This is a genomic window from Fibrobacter sp. UWCM (assembly GCF_900129735.1).
Taxonomy (GTDB): domain Bacteria; phylum Fibrobacterota; class Fibrobacteria; order Fibrobacterales; family Fibrobacteraceae; genus Fibrobacter.
The window spans coordinates 249,236-265,835 of record NZ_FQWR01000003.1; the positions used below are offsets into that span (position 1 = coordinate 249,236).

The 16,600-nt window shown below is 54.7% G+C and carries 8 protein-coding genes; 6 read left to right on the forward strand and 2 right to left on the reverse strand.

Annotation, left to right across the window (positions count from 1 at the left end):
* Positions 1 to 111: 111 nt before the first annotated feature.
* Positions 112 to 7,446: a tandem-95 repeat protein gene (locus BUB22_RS03715; RefSeq protein WP_254794620.1), complete on the reverse strand. Its 7,335-nt coding sequence runs from the start codon at positions 7,444 to 7,446 to the stop codon at positions 112 to 114.
* A 398-nt stretch (positions 7,447 to 7,844) separates the two neighbouring features.
* Here BUB22_RS03715 and BUB22_RS03725 point away from each other — a divergent pair, with 398 nt between their 5' ends.
* The 6 genes from BUB22_RS03725 to BUB22_RS03750 all read left to right on the forward strand — a co-directional run bounded on the left by BUB22_RS03725 (position 7,845) and on the right by BUB22_RS03750 (position 15,452).
* The gene (locus BUB22_RS03725) at positions 7,845 to 8,264 is read left to right on the forward strand and encodes a hypothetical protein (protein WP_073113979.1); all 420 of its coding nucleotides are present in this window, start codon (positions 7,845 to 7,847) and stop codon (positions 8,262 to 8,264) included.
* A gap of 6 nt (positions 8,265 to 8,270) precedes the next feature.
* Positions 8,271 to 9,782, forward strand: a complete 1,512-nt coding sequence (locus BUB22_RS03730) for a M23 family metallopeptidase (RefSeq protein ID WP_073113980.1) — start codon at positions 8,271 to 8,273, stop codon at positions 9,780 to 9,782.
* A 243-nt stretch (positions 9,783 to 10,025) separates the two neighbouring features.
* Positions 10,026 to 10,445 carry a hypothetical protein gene (locus BUB22_RS03735; protein ID WP_254794621.1) on the forward strand — a complete coding sequence of 140 codons (420 nt, stop codon included), beginning with the start codon at positions 10,026 to 10,028 and terminating at the stop codon, positions 10,443 to 10,445.
* Positions 10,446 to 10,970: 525 nt separating this feature from the next.
* Complete coding sequence (locus BUB22_RS03740; RefSeq protein WP_073113982.1) at positions 10,971 to 13,325, forward strand: glycoside hydrolase family 5 protein; 2,355 nt, start codon at positions 10,971 to 10,973, stop codon at positions 13,323 to 13,325.
* Positions 13,326 to 13,421: 96 nt separating this feature from the next.
* Positions 13,422 to 14,831 carry a 3-isopropylmalate dehydratase large subunit gene (leuC, locus tag BUB22_RS03745; protein ID WP_073113983.1) on the forward strand — a complete coding sequence of 470 codons (1,410 nt, stop codon included), beginning with the start codon at positions 13,422 to 13,424 and terminating at the stop codon, positions 14,829 to 14,831.
* 18 nt (positions 14,832 to 14,849) lie between these two features.
* A complete protein-coding gene (locus BUB22_RS03750) occupies positions 14,850 to 15,452 on the forward strand; it encodes a 3-isopropylmalate dehydratase small subunit (RefSeq protein WP_073113984.1) in 603 nt (200 codons plus the stop codon).
* Between the two features lie 964 nt (positions 15,453 to 16,416).
* On the opposite strand, the gene BUB22_RS16860 is transcribed toward BUB22_RS03750, so the two are convergent.
* Positions 16,417 to 16,600: hypothetical protein (locus BUB22_RS16860; protein ID WP_217650343.1), on the reverse strand; the 184-nt coding region annotated here is incomplete at its 5' end.

Here is a 16,600-nt window from a genome sequence, read left to right on the forward strand (position 1 = left end):
CCTACGCTATACGATCCGTGCACGCTCTGCAAGCACTTCAGGAACGCTGGCAAAATACAGAAAACCCGCGCTTATGGCGCGGGTTTCAAATTTGAATTACTGGCCTAGAGGCTACCTTTTCTTCTTTTTCTTCTTGCCCTTCTTGTCGGCCTTGGCGGGCTTTTCCTCTTCCTTCGGCTCTTCAACCTTCGGAGCCGGCTTCGGAGCATTTCCGCGCAGGTCCTTCATCTTGAAGGTCACGTTGATTTCGGCAGTTTCGACCTTCGAGTAGACTCCACCCGGGTCCTTCACCTTGAAGGTGAACTCGTCGAGGCCGGAGAATCCCTTGTTCGGCGTGTAGGTGAAGCTACCGTCACGTTCGTTCAGGTCAATCTTACCGTTGCGCGGGCGCTGCACCAGCTGGGCAGACACGGGCTTTTCGCCATCCGGATCAAGCACACCGGCGAACAGGCCTTCAGAAGCAGGCACCTTGAGCACTTCGCCTTCCTGGGTCATGTACGTCTGGGACTTCGCAACCGGCGGGTCGTTCACGGCAATCACCGTGAAGGTGGCGGTCTTCGAGGCCTTCGCGCCTTCGGGGTCAGAGACCGTGAAGGTAATGCGTTCCGGCTTGCCGTTCCAGTTTTCGTGCGGCTGGGCAACCGTAATCGTCCTCTTGAACCTGTCGTGCTTCACGTCAAGGAACTTGTTGCCGGTCCAGCTCCACTTGAGCTCTTCAGGCCTGTGGTCCTTGTCGCGGGCATACTGATCGGTCTTGATAACCGCGAGCACGCCGTGGTTGTCGTCTTCCTTGATAGTGTAGTCGGGCATATCGCGCATCACCGGAGCGGCGTTCACGTGCTTCACCACGAACTTCACCACAGTCTTGTCCATGCCGCCGGCCGGGTCCTGAGCCATGAACACGAGCGTTTCTTCGCCGAACCAATCCTGCTTCTTGGGCTTCACGACGGCTTCACGGCCACCGGATATCATCACGTCGAGCATCTTGGCACCCGTCACCTTCCACTTGATTTCGTGCGGCTTGTGGTCGGGGTCAGTCACGTACTGGTCAAGTTTAATAGCCTTGAAGGACTTGCCTTCGAGCGTTTCCTGGTCCGGGATTTCCTTCACGACCGGCGGGTCGTTCACCGGCTTCACCGTGTACTTCACGTTCACGGAGGCCTTCTCGCCCGACGGGTCGAACACGTTCACCGTCACGGTTTCAGTACCGTACCAGTACTTGTTCGGGGTTTCGCAGGTCAATACGCCCTTGTCGCTGATGTTGAAGATGAGCTCATGCTTCACAGGAGCGGCTTCAGGTTCGGCATGCTTGCCCTTCTTGCCCTTCTTGGCAGGGGCTTCCTTTGCACCCGGCTTGTCGTTATCGAGCGTCCACTTGAGTTCGTCAAGCTTGTTATCCGGATCGTTCACCACCTTGCTGAAGTCGAACGGCTGGAACTGCTTCTTTTCTTCGATGACGAACGGCTGCACCGGCTTGAGGGTCGGCGGGTCGTTGACCGGGGTCACCTCGAAGGTGGCGGTCTTGGAAGCGCTAGCACCAGACGGGTCCTTCACGGTGAACGTGAGGGTTTCCTTGCCGAACCAGTTCGGGTTCGGGGTCACCACCATGGCGCGGCTGCCCTTGATATCAACCTTCAAATTCTTGTTGCCCGAAACAGACCAGCGGAGTTCGGCAGGCTTGTTGTCCGGGTCGGTAGCGGCCTTCGAGAGGTCGACCGGATCGAACTTTTCCTTTTCCTTGATTTTCTGGCTCGGGATGGCATGCACGACCGGCGGGTCGTTCACCGGAGTCACCTCGAAGGTAATCTGCACGGATGCCTTCGCGCCTTCCGGGTCAATCACATCGACCTTAACCTTCTCGGTACCGCTCCAGAACTTGTCCGGAGTCGTGACCACAAGTTCCTTCTTGCTGTTCACGGATGCCTTCAGCGAGCGGGTAGAACCCACCTCAAACTTGAGGGCGCCAAACGCATGGTCCGGGTCAGAAACATACTGCGAGAGTTCAATGGGCTTGAAGTGTTCCTTCTCCTGGATAGACTGGATAGGAATCGGCTTGATGACCGGAGCGTCATTCACGGATTCCACGAGGAAGTTCGCAGTCTTCGAGGCCTTAGCGCCTTCCGGGTCGGTGACCGTGAAGGTCACGTTGCGTTCACCATGCCAGTACTTGTCGGCAATCTTGATGTGGGCGATGTTCCTGTTGTCGATTTCTACCTGGAAGTCATCAGCCGGGGCGGGTGCCGGAGCGGCTTCTTCTTCCTTCTCTTCCTTGGCGCCCTTCTTGCCCTTCTTCGCATGCTTCTTCTTCTCCTGCTTCTTCGGGGCCGGAGCGGCACCACCAACCTTCGCGACCGTAGCAGTCCACGTGAGCTGTTCGGGCTTGTGGTCCGGGTCACGCACGAACTTGTTCAGGTCGATATCCTTGAACTGGCCCTTCTCCTTGATTTTCTGGTCCGGAATGTCCTTCATTTCGGGAGAGTCGTTCACGGAGGTAATCTCGAAGGTCACCGTCTGCGACGTTTCTGCGCCGTCCGGGTCCTTCACGATAAGCACCATCGTCTCGGGTGCGCACCAGAAGTACTTATCCGGAGCAGAGACGGTAAGGATGCGGCTCGGGGAAATTTCAGCCTTGAGCTGCTTGTTGCCCGTAACCTTCCACACGAGTTCATTCGGCTTGTTGTCCGGGTCCTTCACGTATTCGTCGAGCTTGATCTGCTTGAACTGTTCCTTTTCCTTGATCTTCTGGTCAGGAATCTTCTTCGCGAGCGTCGGCGGGTCGTTCACGCGGGTCACCTCGAAGGTCATCTTGTGGTTGGCAGAAGCGCCTTCCGGGTCGGTCACCGTGAAGGTGAGCATTTCGCGGCCAGACCACTGCGGGTCAGGCACGGACACAATCACGGTGTTATCCTTACGCATATCGACCTTCAGCTGCTTGTTGCCGGAAACAGTCCACTTGAGGCTAGAAGCCGGGTGATCCGGGTCATGCGCGAGGCTTGCGAGGTCAATCGTCTTGAAGCGGCCGCCTTCGCGGATGGTTTCACCCTGCGGGGCCTTGTCCGAAATCTTCGGCGGGTCGTTGATGGAACGCACCTCGAAGTGGGCAGTCTTGGAAACCTTCGCGCCTTCCGGGTCGGTAGCGGTGAACGTGATGTTCGCGGCACCGTTCCAGTACTTGTTCGGGATTTCGATGGTTGCCACCTGCTGGGCGTCAATCTTCACCTTGAGCGATTCGCCTGCAGGAGCCTTCTCCTCTTCCTTGCCCTTCTTACCCTTCTTCGGGGCGGCGGCAGCGCCGGCCTTTGCGGGCTTCACATCGAAACTCCACTTGAGTTCGGAAGTCTTGTGGTCCGGGTCCTTCACGAGGTCAGCCAGCTTGATGGGCTGGAACTGCTTCTTCTCGTCGATGGACTGGTCCTTGAGTTCGCGCACGAATTCAGGAGCGTCGTTCACGGATTCCACGGTGAAGGTCACCTTGCGGGAGTCGCTAGCACCTTCCGGGTCGGTAACGGTGAACGTGATGGTCTCGGAACCATGCCAGAACTGGTTCGGCTGCGTCACGTTGACCTTGTGGCTGCCGTCCATCTGCACCTTGAGTTCCTTGGCACCTTCGATCTTCCACTTGAGCTTGTTCTTCGGATGGTCAAGGTCTTCGACAAAGTTGTCGAGCTCGATAGGCTTGAACTGGCCCTTCTCCTTGATGGTCTGGCTTGCGATATCCTTCATGATCGGCGGGTCGTTGATGGACTTCACCGTGAAGGCGACCTGGGCCTTGGCAGAAGCGCCTTCCGGGTCGGTCACGACAAACGTGAGCTTCTCGGAGCCGTTCCACATCTTGTTCGGGGTCTTCACCGTGGCCTTGCCATCCTTGCTGATGTCGACCTTCAGTTCCTTGTTGCCGGTAACTTCGATCTTCAGCTTCTCGTACGGATGGTCCGGGTCCTTGATGATAGACGCGAGGTCAATCGGAGTGAATTCCTGCTTCTCCTCGATGGTCTGGTCGTCAATCTTGCCGATGGTCGGAGCATCGTTCACGGAGGTCACGGTAAAGAGTGCGGTGCAGGTAGCCTTGCCGCCTTCCGGGTCTTCCACCTTGAACGTAATCTCTTCAGCACCGTTCCAGTTCTTGTCCGGAATCACGATGCGAGCCATGCGGTTCTCGACCTTCACGGAGAGCTTCGGGGTGTAACCCTTCGGAGCACCCTTGGCGGCCTTCACGTCGAAGCTCCAGGTGAGCTGTTCAGGCTTGTGGTCCGGGTCAGCCACGATATCCGCGAGGTTGATGATGGCGAATTCGCGCTTCTCAGGGATGGTCTGGTCCTTGATGGGCTTGGTAAACACAGGGAGGTCGTTCACGGATTCCACAGTAAAGACAACCTTGCGGGAGTCGGAAGCACCTTCCGGGTCGGTCACGGTGAACGTCACAGTCTCTTCGCCATGCCAGAACTTGTTCGGGGCGGTGACGGTCACCACGCGCTTGCTGTCCATCTGGACCTTCAAATCCTTGTTGCCAGAGAACGTCCACTTGAGCTTGGAGTTGTCGTGGTCCTCGTCCTTCACAAAGTCGTCGAGGGCGATGGTCTTGAACTGTTCCTTCTCCTTGATCTTCTGGTTCGGGATATCCTTCATGACCGGCGGGTCGTTGATGGACTTCACGGTGAACACGGCATCGGACTTGGCAGAAGCGCCTTCCGGGTCGGTCACGGTGAAGGTCACCTTCTCGGAACCGTTCCACTTCGGGCTCGGGGTCTTGATGGTCGCGACGCCGGACTTGTCGATGTCAATCTTCAGGTCCTTATTACCCGCGATGGTCCACTTCAAATCCTTGAATTCATGGTCGGCATCATGAACAAGTTCCGCGAGGTTCACGGAATTGAACTGCTGCTTTTCTTCGATCATCTGGTCCGGAACCTTCTTGAATTCCGGCACGTCGTTCACGGACTGCACGGTGAAGAGGGCCTTAGAAGAGGCCTTGGCACCTTCCGGGTCGGTAGCGGTGAACGTGATTTCGGCGGCACCGTTCCAGTACTTGTTCGGGATATTGATCTTGGCGACCTGCTGGGCGTCGATCTCGACGGAGAGTTCGCCGTCCTTGCCCTTCACGGTCGGCTTCACGTCGACAGAGAACGTGAGGTCAGAGAGCTTGTTATCCATGTCGCGCACCATCTCGCCGAGCTTGATGGGCTGGAACTGGCCTTTTTCCTTAATGGTCTGCGGCTGCACCTGCTTGGTGAATTCCGGAACGTCGTTCACGGATTCCACCGTGTAGGCAATGGAGCGCTCGTCGGTTGCGCCTTCCGGGTCAGTCACCTTGATGGTGAGCGTCTCGGAACCGTTCCACTGCGGGCTGGGCGGCGTCACCTTCATCACGCGGTTGCCGTCGACAGTCACCTTGAGTTCACGGTTGCCAGTGATGGTCCACTTGAGCTTGTCCTTGCCGTGGTCGAGGTCTTCGACGTACTTGTCGAGTTCAACATCCTTGAACTGGCCCTTTTCCTTGATGGTCTGTTCCGGGATGTCCTTCATGACCGGCGGGTCGTTGATGGACTTCACCGAGAGCTTCATCGTGGTCTTTGCAACTCCCCCATCCGGGTCGGTAGCAGTGAACGTGAGTGTCTCGGAACCGTTCCAGAGTTCGTTCGGGGTCTTGAACGTGACTTCGCGGGTCTTCTGGTTGATGTTGACCTTGATGTCCTTGTTGCCGGAAACTTCGATCTTCAGCTTCGAGATGTCGTGGTCCGGGTCAGAGAGGAACTCGTCGAGCACGATGGAAGAAAGTTCAGTCTTCTCTTCGACTTCCTGGTCAGGAATCTTGGTGAACACCGGCTTGTCGTTTATGGAATTCACGGTCAGCGTAACCGGCTGCTTGATGGAAGCGCCTTCCGGGTCCGTGCAGGTGAACGTCGCGATGGCGGTACCGTTCCAGTACTGGTCCGGAATCTCGATGGAAGCGACACGGCTCTCGTCGATGTTCACGTTGAGTGTGCCGGACTGCGGTTCCTTGCCCTGGTGCTTCACGTCCACATCCCAGGAGAGTTCAGAATTCTTGTGGTCGGCATCCTTGACGTATTCGTCGAGCTTAATCTTTGCAAACTGCTTCTTTTCGTCAATCGTCTGGTTCGGGATAGGCTTCGTGAATTCAGGCTTGTCGTTCACGGAATTGACAGTGAAAGTAGCTTCGGAAGTTGCGCAGGCGTTCGCCGGGTCGCACACCTTGAACTTGAGCGTTTCGGAACCGTTCCAGAACTTGTTCGGAATACTGATGGTTGCAACGCCACCGGCATTTTTCACCTTCAGGTCCTTGTTGCCGGAAACTTCCCACTTGAGCTGTTCCATCTTGTGGTCCGGGTCCTTCACAAGCTGCGACAGTTCAATCGGCTTGAATTCCTGCTTTTCTTCGATAGTCTGTTCAGGCACGTCCTTCGTGAACTCCGGAGGGTCGTTGATGGACTTCACCGTGAAGGTGGCCTTCGTGCTCACGGCCGCACCTGCGGGGTCGGTCGCCGTAAAGGTAACGGTTTCGGAGCCGTTCCAGAACTCGTTCGGAATCTTGATGTTCGCGGTACCGTACTTGTCGATATCGAACTTGAGATCCTTGTTGCCCGCGATGGTCCACTTGATCTTCGACACGTCGTCATCGACATCAGAAACGAAGTCAGTCAGGGAGATGGACTCGAACTCGTTTTTCTCTTCGATGGTCTGGTCGGGAATCTTCTGGAGTACCGGCGGGTCGTTGATGGGCTTCACCGTAAAGAGGGCCGTCTTCTTGTCGCTCGCATATTCACCGTCGGTCGCGGTAAAGGTAATCTTGGCCGCACCGTACCAGTTGGTATCGGGGATAATGATGGTCGCCACGCGCTTCGGGTCAATTTCGACATTCAAGTCGCCGTCGGCTTGATCCTTACCTACCGGTTGAATGTCGAATTCCCAAAGAATCTGGTCCTTCGGGTGGTCAGGGTCGGTCACGAAATCGTCGAGCTTGATCTTGGCGAACTGCTTGCCTTCGTCGATCGTCTGTTCGGGGATATCCTTCATCACCGGCGGGTTGTTCACGGACTCGACCGTGAAGTTCACCGTCTCGGAGCCAACGGCACCCTTGGTATCCTTCGCCTCGAAGGTAATGTCTTCGGAACCGTTCCAGTACTGGTCGGGCACCTGCAGCGTAGCCACGCGGTCGTTCGAGATATTGACCTTGATGCTCTTGTTGCCCGACACGCTCCATTTGATCTTGTCCGGCTTGTCCATGTCGTCGGACACATAGTTGTCGAGCTTGATCGGCGCAAACTTGCCACCCTCGTTAATCGATTCGCCAGGAATCCCGTTTACCGACGGGGCATTGTTTTCTACCGCCGGTGCACTATCAGAATTTTCCTGCGCGATAACGACAGAGGCTAACACTCCAGCCGATGCCAAAAGCGCAGTTACAGGCCAATTCATTCTTTTCTTCATTTACTATCTCCCATTAAACATACCACAAGCATCTCCAAATGACGCTTGTAAATCATAACATGATCTCGGTGTCCAAATATAATGTATTTATTTCACAAAAAAACGCCTTTTTTCGCAAAAAAACGGCAATTTCCAAAGGGTTTGCGGCTAAAATAACACGTAAGTCGTTGACTGTCAACGACTTAGCGCAAAAAACACACGGAATGTTCCAAGTTGGAATAAACGGCAAAACGCAGAAAAATGACAGAAAAACGCAAACTTCGTGTTTTTACAAAAAGTTTACACGGAAACGGAACAAAAAGTTCCGAAAATTCACAATTCGTACCTTTTTGAACGTGACAGAAAAGGGTCAAAAATTTATTTTTGTAAAAAACAAATAAATCAATCCAGGACAAACTATGAAATTCGTATTCCTCTGCGACGCCAACTACCTCAAGGGCGACCTCGTCAACTTCGTCAACAACTTCCCGACGAACCACGAACTCGTCACCATGACCTCCGATGACCTGCTGCAGTCCAAGTCCGTCATGGAAGGCACCTTCGCCATCCTCGCCGAACGCGCCACCTGGCAGAAGAACTTCAGCCTTTTCCGCTACTTCGGCCTGCTCCCGATGCTCGAAGTGCTCCCGCTCGGCGTCGTTTCCCGCGGCCGTCGCGGCGAACCCCTCAAGGGCCGTAGCCAGAACAGGAACCAGGAAATCTACTTCAACCCCTCCGCAAGCCCCGAGGAACTCTACATGCAGGTAGACAAGTTCGTCGCCGCTCCCCCTTCCGGATTCTCTTACCCGAGGGGCCCGAGAGGAGCTGCCAAGGTCTAATCGCGCATGCAGCGTCAGGTTCTTGACTACCTGTATGCTCAAGGCGAACTGGTGTTCGCGGTTTTCCCAGGAAGCCCGGCACCCTGCGAGGCCTTAGAAAAATTCGCGCTGGCACTTAACGCTGGCGCGTCTTTTGTAGTATTCGACTTCTCGCAAAAACGCGAGGGCAATACGGGAATCCCGCTGAAGGACCTCTTCACGCGAATTCTAAACAACGACGAGCTGCAATCGCTCGAAGGCGCAAAGCAGGCGGGGCTCGTGTTCGCGGGCTTCGGCACGCTCGACATAACCGAAGAACACTTCCGCACGTTCTACCACAACCTGCAGCTCATCAAGAAGATGGTGCCGCACACGGTCGGAATCCTCCCGGGCGACGACCCCACCGCCCTCGACGAAAAGATTCTCGACATCGCAAAAATAGTGCTCGTGGGCGGCAACAGTACCGACGAGGCGGCGGCGTTTATCGAGGACTGCGCGCCACTTCGCAAGAAGAACATTCTGTGGCTCCTCGAAAAAATGCCCGAAAAGAAGCGCTTCCCCAAGTGCGTAAAGGCCATCAGAAAGGGATCGAGCAAGGATATCCGCAAGAAGGTCAAGGGCGGCATCGAAGGTGCGGCCGAAGCGCTCGCCGAATGCGTGCAGTGGATTTCGAAGGAAGAAATCCTCAAGAAGAACCCGATGGAAGGGCTCTCTAGGCTGTTCCGCAACCTCTTCCCGCTGTTCCTGCTGGTGGCGCTCCTCGTGCCGTTCATCTACCCCACGAGCATCGAGACCACGCATTCCAACATGCGCGACCGCATCCCCGAAAGGAACAAGCTTTCGGTCGCCCCCTCGTTCGACTACACGTTCGACGGGAAGGAAAACCTGAGGCGCATCGCACGCTATGCCATCGGGCGGTTCAACGCGGTGATTTCTGACGACAAGATGATCCGCCAGTACCTGGAAGAAACGATAAGTGAAAACGGCTACAAAGGCCAGGGCTGGGAATCTAACGCGCTCGCCGTGCCGCCGCAAGGGACGGTCATCAAGTTCTCGCGCCCCGACAACCTGGGCAAGACCGCAGCCGATTCCATAGGCGCAGCATGGAAATACTGGACCTCCATTCTCTCCGATAGCATCGCCTACATAACCGAGTTCTACAACGAGAGGGGAATCGGCGGGCGAAAGCACAACGGCATCGACCTCGCATCGCGCAAGGGCGCACGCATTCTGGCCCCATTCTCCGCGAAGGCATACACCAGCAGGGACGAGCGCGGTGGCGTAGTTATCGGGCTTGTTCGCGAAAAGGACGTGATGCTCTTTATGCACTGCGACCAGTTACTTTATCTTGACGGGCAAGAGGTTATGCAGGGCGACCCGATTGCGACAGTCGGCATGACCGGACACACCACCGGGCCGCACGCACACGTGGTTACAGGCGTGATTGACAGGCGCGGGAACAACCGCATCGGCAACGTTAAGTACAAAGTAATCGACCCCATCGCGTGGTACTACAAATTCAAGCCGAACAACCCCTAAAAGGCGTTTCAGCACCCCCCAAAAAGCAATTTGTGCGCACCGTCACAAATCGTTCCGAAAATCGGAGTGACACGTGTCACAACTAAACTTTTATTTTGCTGTTTTGGGGCGTTGGTAAGGAAATAATTACAAATTCACTATCGCCAACTAATCAACAATTAAATAACTTTACCCATGGTTTAGGGAAATGGGAAAGTACGTGAAAAACAACACGGAGAAACATTAAAAATGAAGTATGGATATGTGGCCTCTCTCTTTCTCGCAGCAGCACTGTTGGCCGGCTGCTCTGGCATCAAAACCCCAAAGGCAGATCTTGCAAGTCACGACGCACGTCACGACATCCCTGCAATCGACCAGATGATTGTCGAAATGAAGCAGGATTACATCCAGGCCTGCTACATGCCCGTCATCAAGAGGGATCCTCCCATTAACGCCTGCCAGACGGAACTTTTCCAGATGCTGGAACGCCGCTACCACATGAACTACACGCAGAACCATGTCGACATGGCAAGCAACGACCTGTTCTTCAAGGACGTGAACACGAAAATCACCGAACTCTTGAGAAAGGACCGTGAAGTCGGCAATGCGGCCCGCAGGGCTTTCGGTAGCACCAACGAGATGATGGCTTACTACCGCGAAGCGTATAAGTTCCAGACGAACTAAACAGACCGAGTACTCGACGTCTCTGGAGAAGAACCTCCGGTAACTCGCGCTCTCTCACTGCAAAGGCCCGTTGATACGGGCCTTTTCCGTTCACATGAAGACCGCTCGCGCTACACCCGGGATTTAAATTTCTCCGGTATGCGCTCACTCTCGCAACCACGCCTCGTTAATACGAGGCGTTTGTTGCTCACGGGAAGACCGAGTACTCACGCCCACGGCAAGCCGCTCGCGGTTTAAGCACGCGCAAAAATGCGTTTTTAGGGGAAATTGGGGGTTAAAACGCAAGTTTCAATACCCCAGACGATGAACGCGCGGGCGTATCGTGAGACGCAGGTGGCTCGTATTGACGAGCCATCGGAGGCGAGAGCGCGTGAAAAAACGCAGGTTTAAATACCCCAGACGATGAACGTGCGGTATTATGTGTGAGCCGCGACACATTGGTAACAGCAGTAAACGTTTTATCCCCTTAAAAATCACCTTTCGCACGGTTCTGAATCTATTTTTCTGAATGTAAGTGAGGTACCAATGAATATTCGCAAATTTTCACTCCCCGCGGCAATCCTTTCTGCAGCACTGCTCCCGATGAGCGCGCTTGTTGCCTGTTCCGACGACTCCAGCAATTCGAGCGCCGTCGACGAACCTATCGGCGATATCCCCGGCAACCCCGACATCGGCGACGGCACCGTTATTCCCAGCAACCCCGATATTGGCGACGGCCAGATTATCGAAGTGCCCGAAGCCAAGGATACCACATTCCTCGCTCCCGATGAACCCGCCCCCGAAGGCGGCTACACGGGAACGCTCACGGGCGTTTGCGAAAAAGGTCCCCTCAAGGCGGGTTCCGACGTGAAACTCACCTTCCTTGATGATGCTCTTTCCCCCACAGGCAAGAGCGTCTCCGCCAAGGTCGCAGACGATTACGGGAAATACACCTTGCAATACACCGGAATGACATCGTACGCCATGCTCGAGGCTACGGGCGCATTCCTCAACGACATCATGGGCGATGCAAGCGCATCGATTACACTCAAGTCCCTGATTCGTGCCATTGACGGCGAGACCGCCAACGTGAACGTGATGACCCACCTCGAGGCCCCGCGCATCGCCTACCTCATGAAGGAAAACGGCATGAGCTACGCCGAAGCACAGGGCAAGGCCGAAAGCGAAGTGCTGAAGGCCTTCCACATGAAGAACTTCACGGTCTCTGCACGTAACCTCTCCGTGCTCGGCGCCACCGAGGCAGACGGAAACCTGCTCGCCATGTCTCTCCTGCTCCAGTCCGAGTACGCCTCCGCCGAAATGCAGACCGTTCTCGATTACGTCGCCGCCGACATCGAGAAGGACGGCTCCTGGGACGATGCCACCATTCGCGCGAAGATTGCCGACTGGGCCTACCTGCAGAAGATGGATGAACTCTCCTACTACCTCGAGAACATCTCCCCTGCCCTCCCGAGCTTCGACCAGAAATTCCGTACCTTCTGGTTCCAGGAATTCGGCCTGGGCGTTTGCGACTCCACCATCCAGGGGAAACTAGTCGAGAACAGCAACCAGCTTAGCGCATACCACGGCAATACATTTGTATGTGCCGACACCACCTGGCGCATAGCTTCCGCATCTGCCCTCCAGAACCGCGAAGGCACCGCACTCTTTGGCGAATGCACCGACGCACTCGAAGGTACCGTCAAGGAAGCGGACGGAAAGAAGTTTATCTGCAAGAAATCCAGCTGGAAATACGCAAGCGACACGGAACTCCTGGACATCGCCGTTACAGCGGCGAACGGAGCGTGCACAAGCGCAAACAACGGAAGCGTTGTCAAGCACGAATCCGGATATGCCCTATGCCAGAATTCCACTTGGAAAAAACTGAACGCCACTCCGGTTGACTACTCCAAGGGCCGCGCCATGAACAAGAAGCTCGGTGCGGGCATCAACCTCGGCAACGCCTGGGAATCCAAGGGCCAGAAGGGCTCTAGCGCCGACTGCGGCTGGGGCAACTGCATCAAGGACGAATATTTCAAGATTATCAAGGATGCCGGTTTCCAGTCTGTACGCCTCCCGGTGCGCTGGAACTACGACGCCGAACAGAACGCCCCCTACACGCTGGATAACGGGCGACTCTCTGGTGTGAAGGCCGATATCGACCTCGCTCTTGCCCAAGGCCTCGTCGTCATCGTGAACTTCCACCACTACGAAGAACTGAACAACTACGCCGTCAACTACGACAGGAACCCGAGCGGCTACGAAAACGAGAAGAAGCGCTTCCTCGGCATGTGGGAACAGGTGGCTAAGGCAATGAACGCCTATGCCGACGACCAGGTGGTTCTCGAAATCCTGAACGAACCGCACGACATGAAGAACAAGCAGGTTGACGACCTGATGATGTCCGCCTACGAGGTCATCCGCAAGAACGCCCCGGGCAAGACCATTATGTTCGAAGGCAACGGATATTCCAAGTTCGCACAGATTTCCAACGTGCAGCTCCCTGCCGACGGCAACATCATCTTCACGGGCCACTACTACGAACCGTTCTCCTTCACGCATCAGGGTCATGGTTACGACTGCGGAACGAGGCTGAAGGATAGCGACATTTCCAAGATGCCGAACCAGTTCAAGGCTTACGTGGATTCCGCCCTCGTGCACTACCCCGACATTAACGGCGGGCACATCCCGATGAACATGGGTGAATTCGGTGTATCGACATGCAGCGGCAACGGCCCCACGAGCGAAGAACGTGCAAAGTGGACCGACGCGGCCATCAAGGCAGCAGAAAGCTACGACATGTCCTGGCATTACTGGGGACTCACGGGCGTGGGCGGCTTCGAAGCCTACTCGGGAAGCTGGAACAGCAACCTCCTGAACGTGTTCAAGAAGTACCTCTAGAATTTCTCCTTGGATTGACGGGGGCGGCGCAAGACAGCGCAGCCCCTTTTTTCTATATTTGTGCCCGCAATAATTAAACTCAAAAGAGACAAAATCATGGGAAAATCACTCTATCAGAAGATTTTTGAAAGCCACACGGTAGCAAAGCTCCCGAGCGGCCAGTACCAGCTCTTTATCGGGCTCCACCTCTGCCACGAAGTCACGAGCCCGCAGGCTTTTGCGCAGCTCCGCGAAGAAGGCCAGAAGGTGCTGTTCCCGGAACGCACGTTCGCCACGGTGGACCACATCATTCCTACCACGTTCCCGGAACGCAACCGCCCGCTCAAGGACGGCATTTCCGAAGAGATGTTCTCCCATATCGAAAACAACACCAAGAACAACGGCATCAAGTTCTTTGGCCCCGCTACCGCCGAACAGGGCGTTATCCACATCGTGGGCCCCGAAGAAGGCGTGACCCAGCCGGGCATGACCGTTGCCTGCGGAGACTCCCACACGGCTACGCATGGTGCATTCGGCGCTATCGCGTTCGGTATCGGCACAAGCCAGGTGGCAGACGTTCTCGCCACCCAGACGCTCGCCATGAGCCCGCTCAAGACTCGCCGCATCAAGTTCACCGGCAAGCTCAAGCCGGGTGTGACCGCCAAGGACGTGGCCCTCGCCTACATCGCAAAGCTCGGCGTGAACGGTGGCGTTGGCTACGCTTACGAATTTGCAGGTCCGGTCATCGAAGAAATGGGCATGGAAGGCCGTATGACGGTCTGCAACATGGCTATCGAAGGCGGCGCCCGCGTCGGTTACTGCAACCCCGACGAAAAGACTTTTGAATACCTCAAGGGCCGTCCGTACGCCCCGAAGGCCGACAAGTGGGACGAAGCCGTCGCTTACTGGAAGTCCGTGGCTACCGACGCCGACGCCCAGTTTGACGACGAAGTCGAAATCAACTGCGACGAGCTCGAACCGATGGTCACCTGGGGCATTACGCCGGCCCAGGCCATTCCGCTGAACGGCAACATGCCGAAGATTAGCGAATTCGAAGGCAGCGAAAAGAAGGTCATCTCCGAAGCCTACGAATACATGGGCTGGGAAGAAGGTTCCAAGATGATTGGCCGCCCCATCGACATCGCCTTCGTGGGTAGCTGCACCAACGGCCGCCTCAGCGACTTGCAGGCCGCCGCCGAAATCATCAAGGGCCACAAGGTCGCCCCGACCGTCAAGATGTGGGTCGTTCCGGGCTCCATGAAGATCAAGGTGGAAGCCGAAGCTCTCGGTCTCGACAAGATTTTCAAGGAAGCCGGTGCCGAATGGCGCGAAGCGGGCTGCTCGCTCTGCCTCGCCATGAACCCAGACAAGCTCAAGGGCCGCCAGGTAAGCGCAAGCTCCAGCAACCGTAACTTCAAGGGCCGTCAGGGCAGCCCCACGGGCCGCACCATCCTCATGAGCCCCGCCATGGTGGCTGCCGCCGCCATCGAAGGCAAGGTCACCGACGTCCGCAAGTACATCAAGTAACGCAAGGAGATTTAAAAAATGAATTCTATCGACATTGTTAAAGGTTCCGGCGTTCCTGTACGCGGCAACGACATCGACACTGACCGTATCATCCCGGCTCGCTTCCTCAAGTGCGTCACGTTCGAAGGCCTCGGCGCAAACGCCTTTGCCGACGATATCGCAGGCCTCGCCGCTCAGGGCAAGGTCCACCCGTTCCGCGATCCGGCCTACAAGAACGGCTCCATCCTCGTTTCGAACCAGAACTTCGGTTGCGGTTCCAGCCGTGAACACGCTCCGCAGGCCCTGAAGCGCTGGGGCATTCGCGCCATCATCGCCGAAAGCTACTCCGAAATCTTCTTCGGTAACTGCGTCGCTATTGGCGTGCCTTGCTACAAGGTGAGCCACGAAGTGGCCGACAAGATTCTCGCCTGGATCGAAGCTCACCCGAGCGAAGAACTCGTGATGAGCACCGAAAGCCGTACACTCAAGATGGGTGACGAAACCATCGAGCTCACGCTCGCTGACGGCCCCCGCGGTCAGTTCCTCGACGGCTCCTGGCACGCACGCTCCGCCCTCATGGCCAACGCCGACAAGGTGCAGGAACTTGCCAAGAAGCTGCCGTATATGCAGTTCCTTAAATAGGAATGAGGTGTGAGGTCGGCACTTCGTACCTTTGAGGTATGAGGTGTCATCCTGAGCGAAGCAACGCAAGTTGCGTAGTCGAAGGATCTAGTCACATTTGAAAAGCGTCCAAGTTAAAACCCTGGGCGTTTTTTTTATATTCTTTTTATAATTACCCATAATTCACAAGGCATTTTTGATGACTAGCGATATAAAAAAAAGATTTTTGTTTACAGTGGCTAGCATAATTGTCTTCATTGAGACGATTATTGTCGATTTAATATACATGGGCGATAAAAGGGTGATATTTTTTTTGTTTATCTGTATCGTTCCCTTTTCCTGGCTTATGTTTGCAATTCTGAAATCAAAATCAATAAAAGACAATCCACTTATAATAACAAAGCCCTTTAGTTTTCGTGGAATAGACAAGCCTGAAGAAGACTCTCTTTTTTGGAGTATTATTATATTCCAAATAGCGCTATTCTTTCATTGTATAATCAGCATCGCAAAACCCGACATTGATACCAAAATACTTTCTATAAGCGTTCTATTAAGCTGGTTTACAATTGGAGCATTTACTCTTTTATGCATAAAATCATTTAGGCGATGGAAAAAGTCAAAAAACCTGCAAGACCTACTTTTCGACTGGCCTTTTAAAAACAAATCGTTGCCGAACAAATTAGAATAAATCAAATCCAATAAAGAAAGACCTTTATCTCTACACCTCAGTCAAATTTTTCTCTTTACTTTTTTTAGAAGCGACTTTTCGTCTAATGAATAAAGTGTCATGGTTCGCTATTTCCTAATGCCCTTCGGGTCGGAAATAGGCAGTTTGACACCTTCGGACGGCCACCCCCAACAATCCCCCTCTTTGCGGTTCTTTTCCGGCATGAGCCTCCTTTGCCATTTTCACAAACGGTTTCTTGTAACTGCGACTCATATTATAGCCTCCGTTGTTATGGCCGCATTTGCGACCGGTTGTTTTTCAGAGGCGTTCTTTCGCAAAGGGCCGTGAAACCCAAATTAAAAAGAACGCACCTCGCCTTTCCTTAGACGAGATGCGTTCGGGGATGCCGATTAGGCAAGTCTTTTTCTGTAAATTCATGCACAAAAAGCAGATTTTTCCATTTCCTTCTCGGTTAAGTAAGCTTTTTCTTCCATCCATTCCT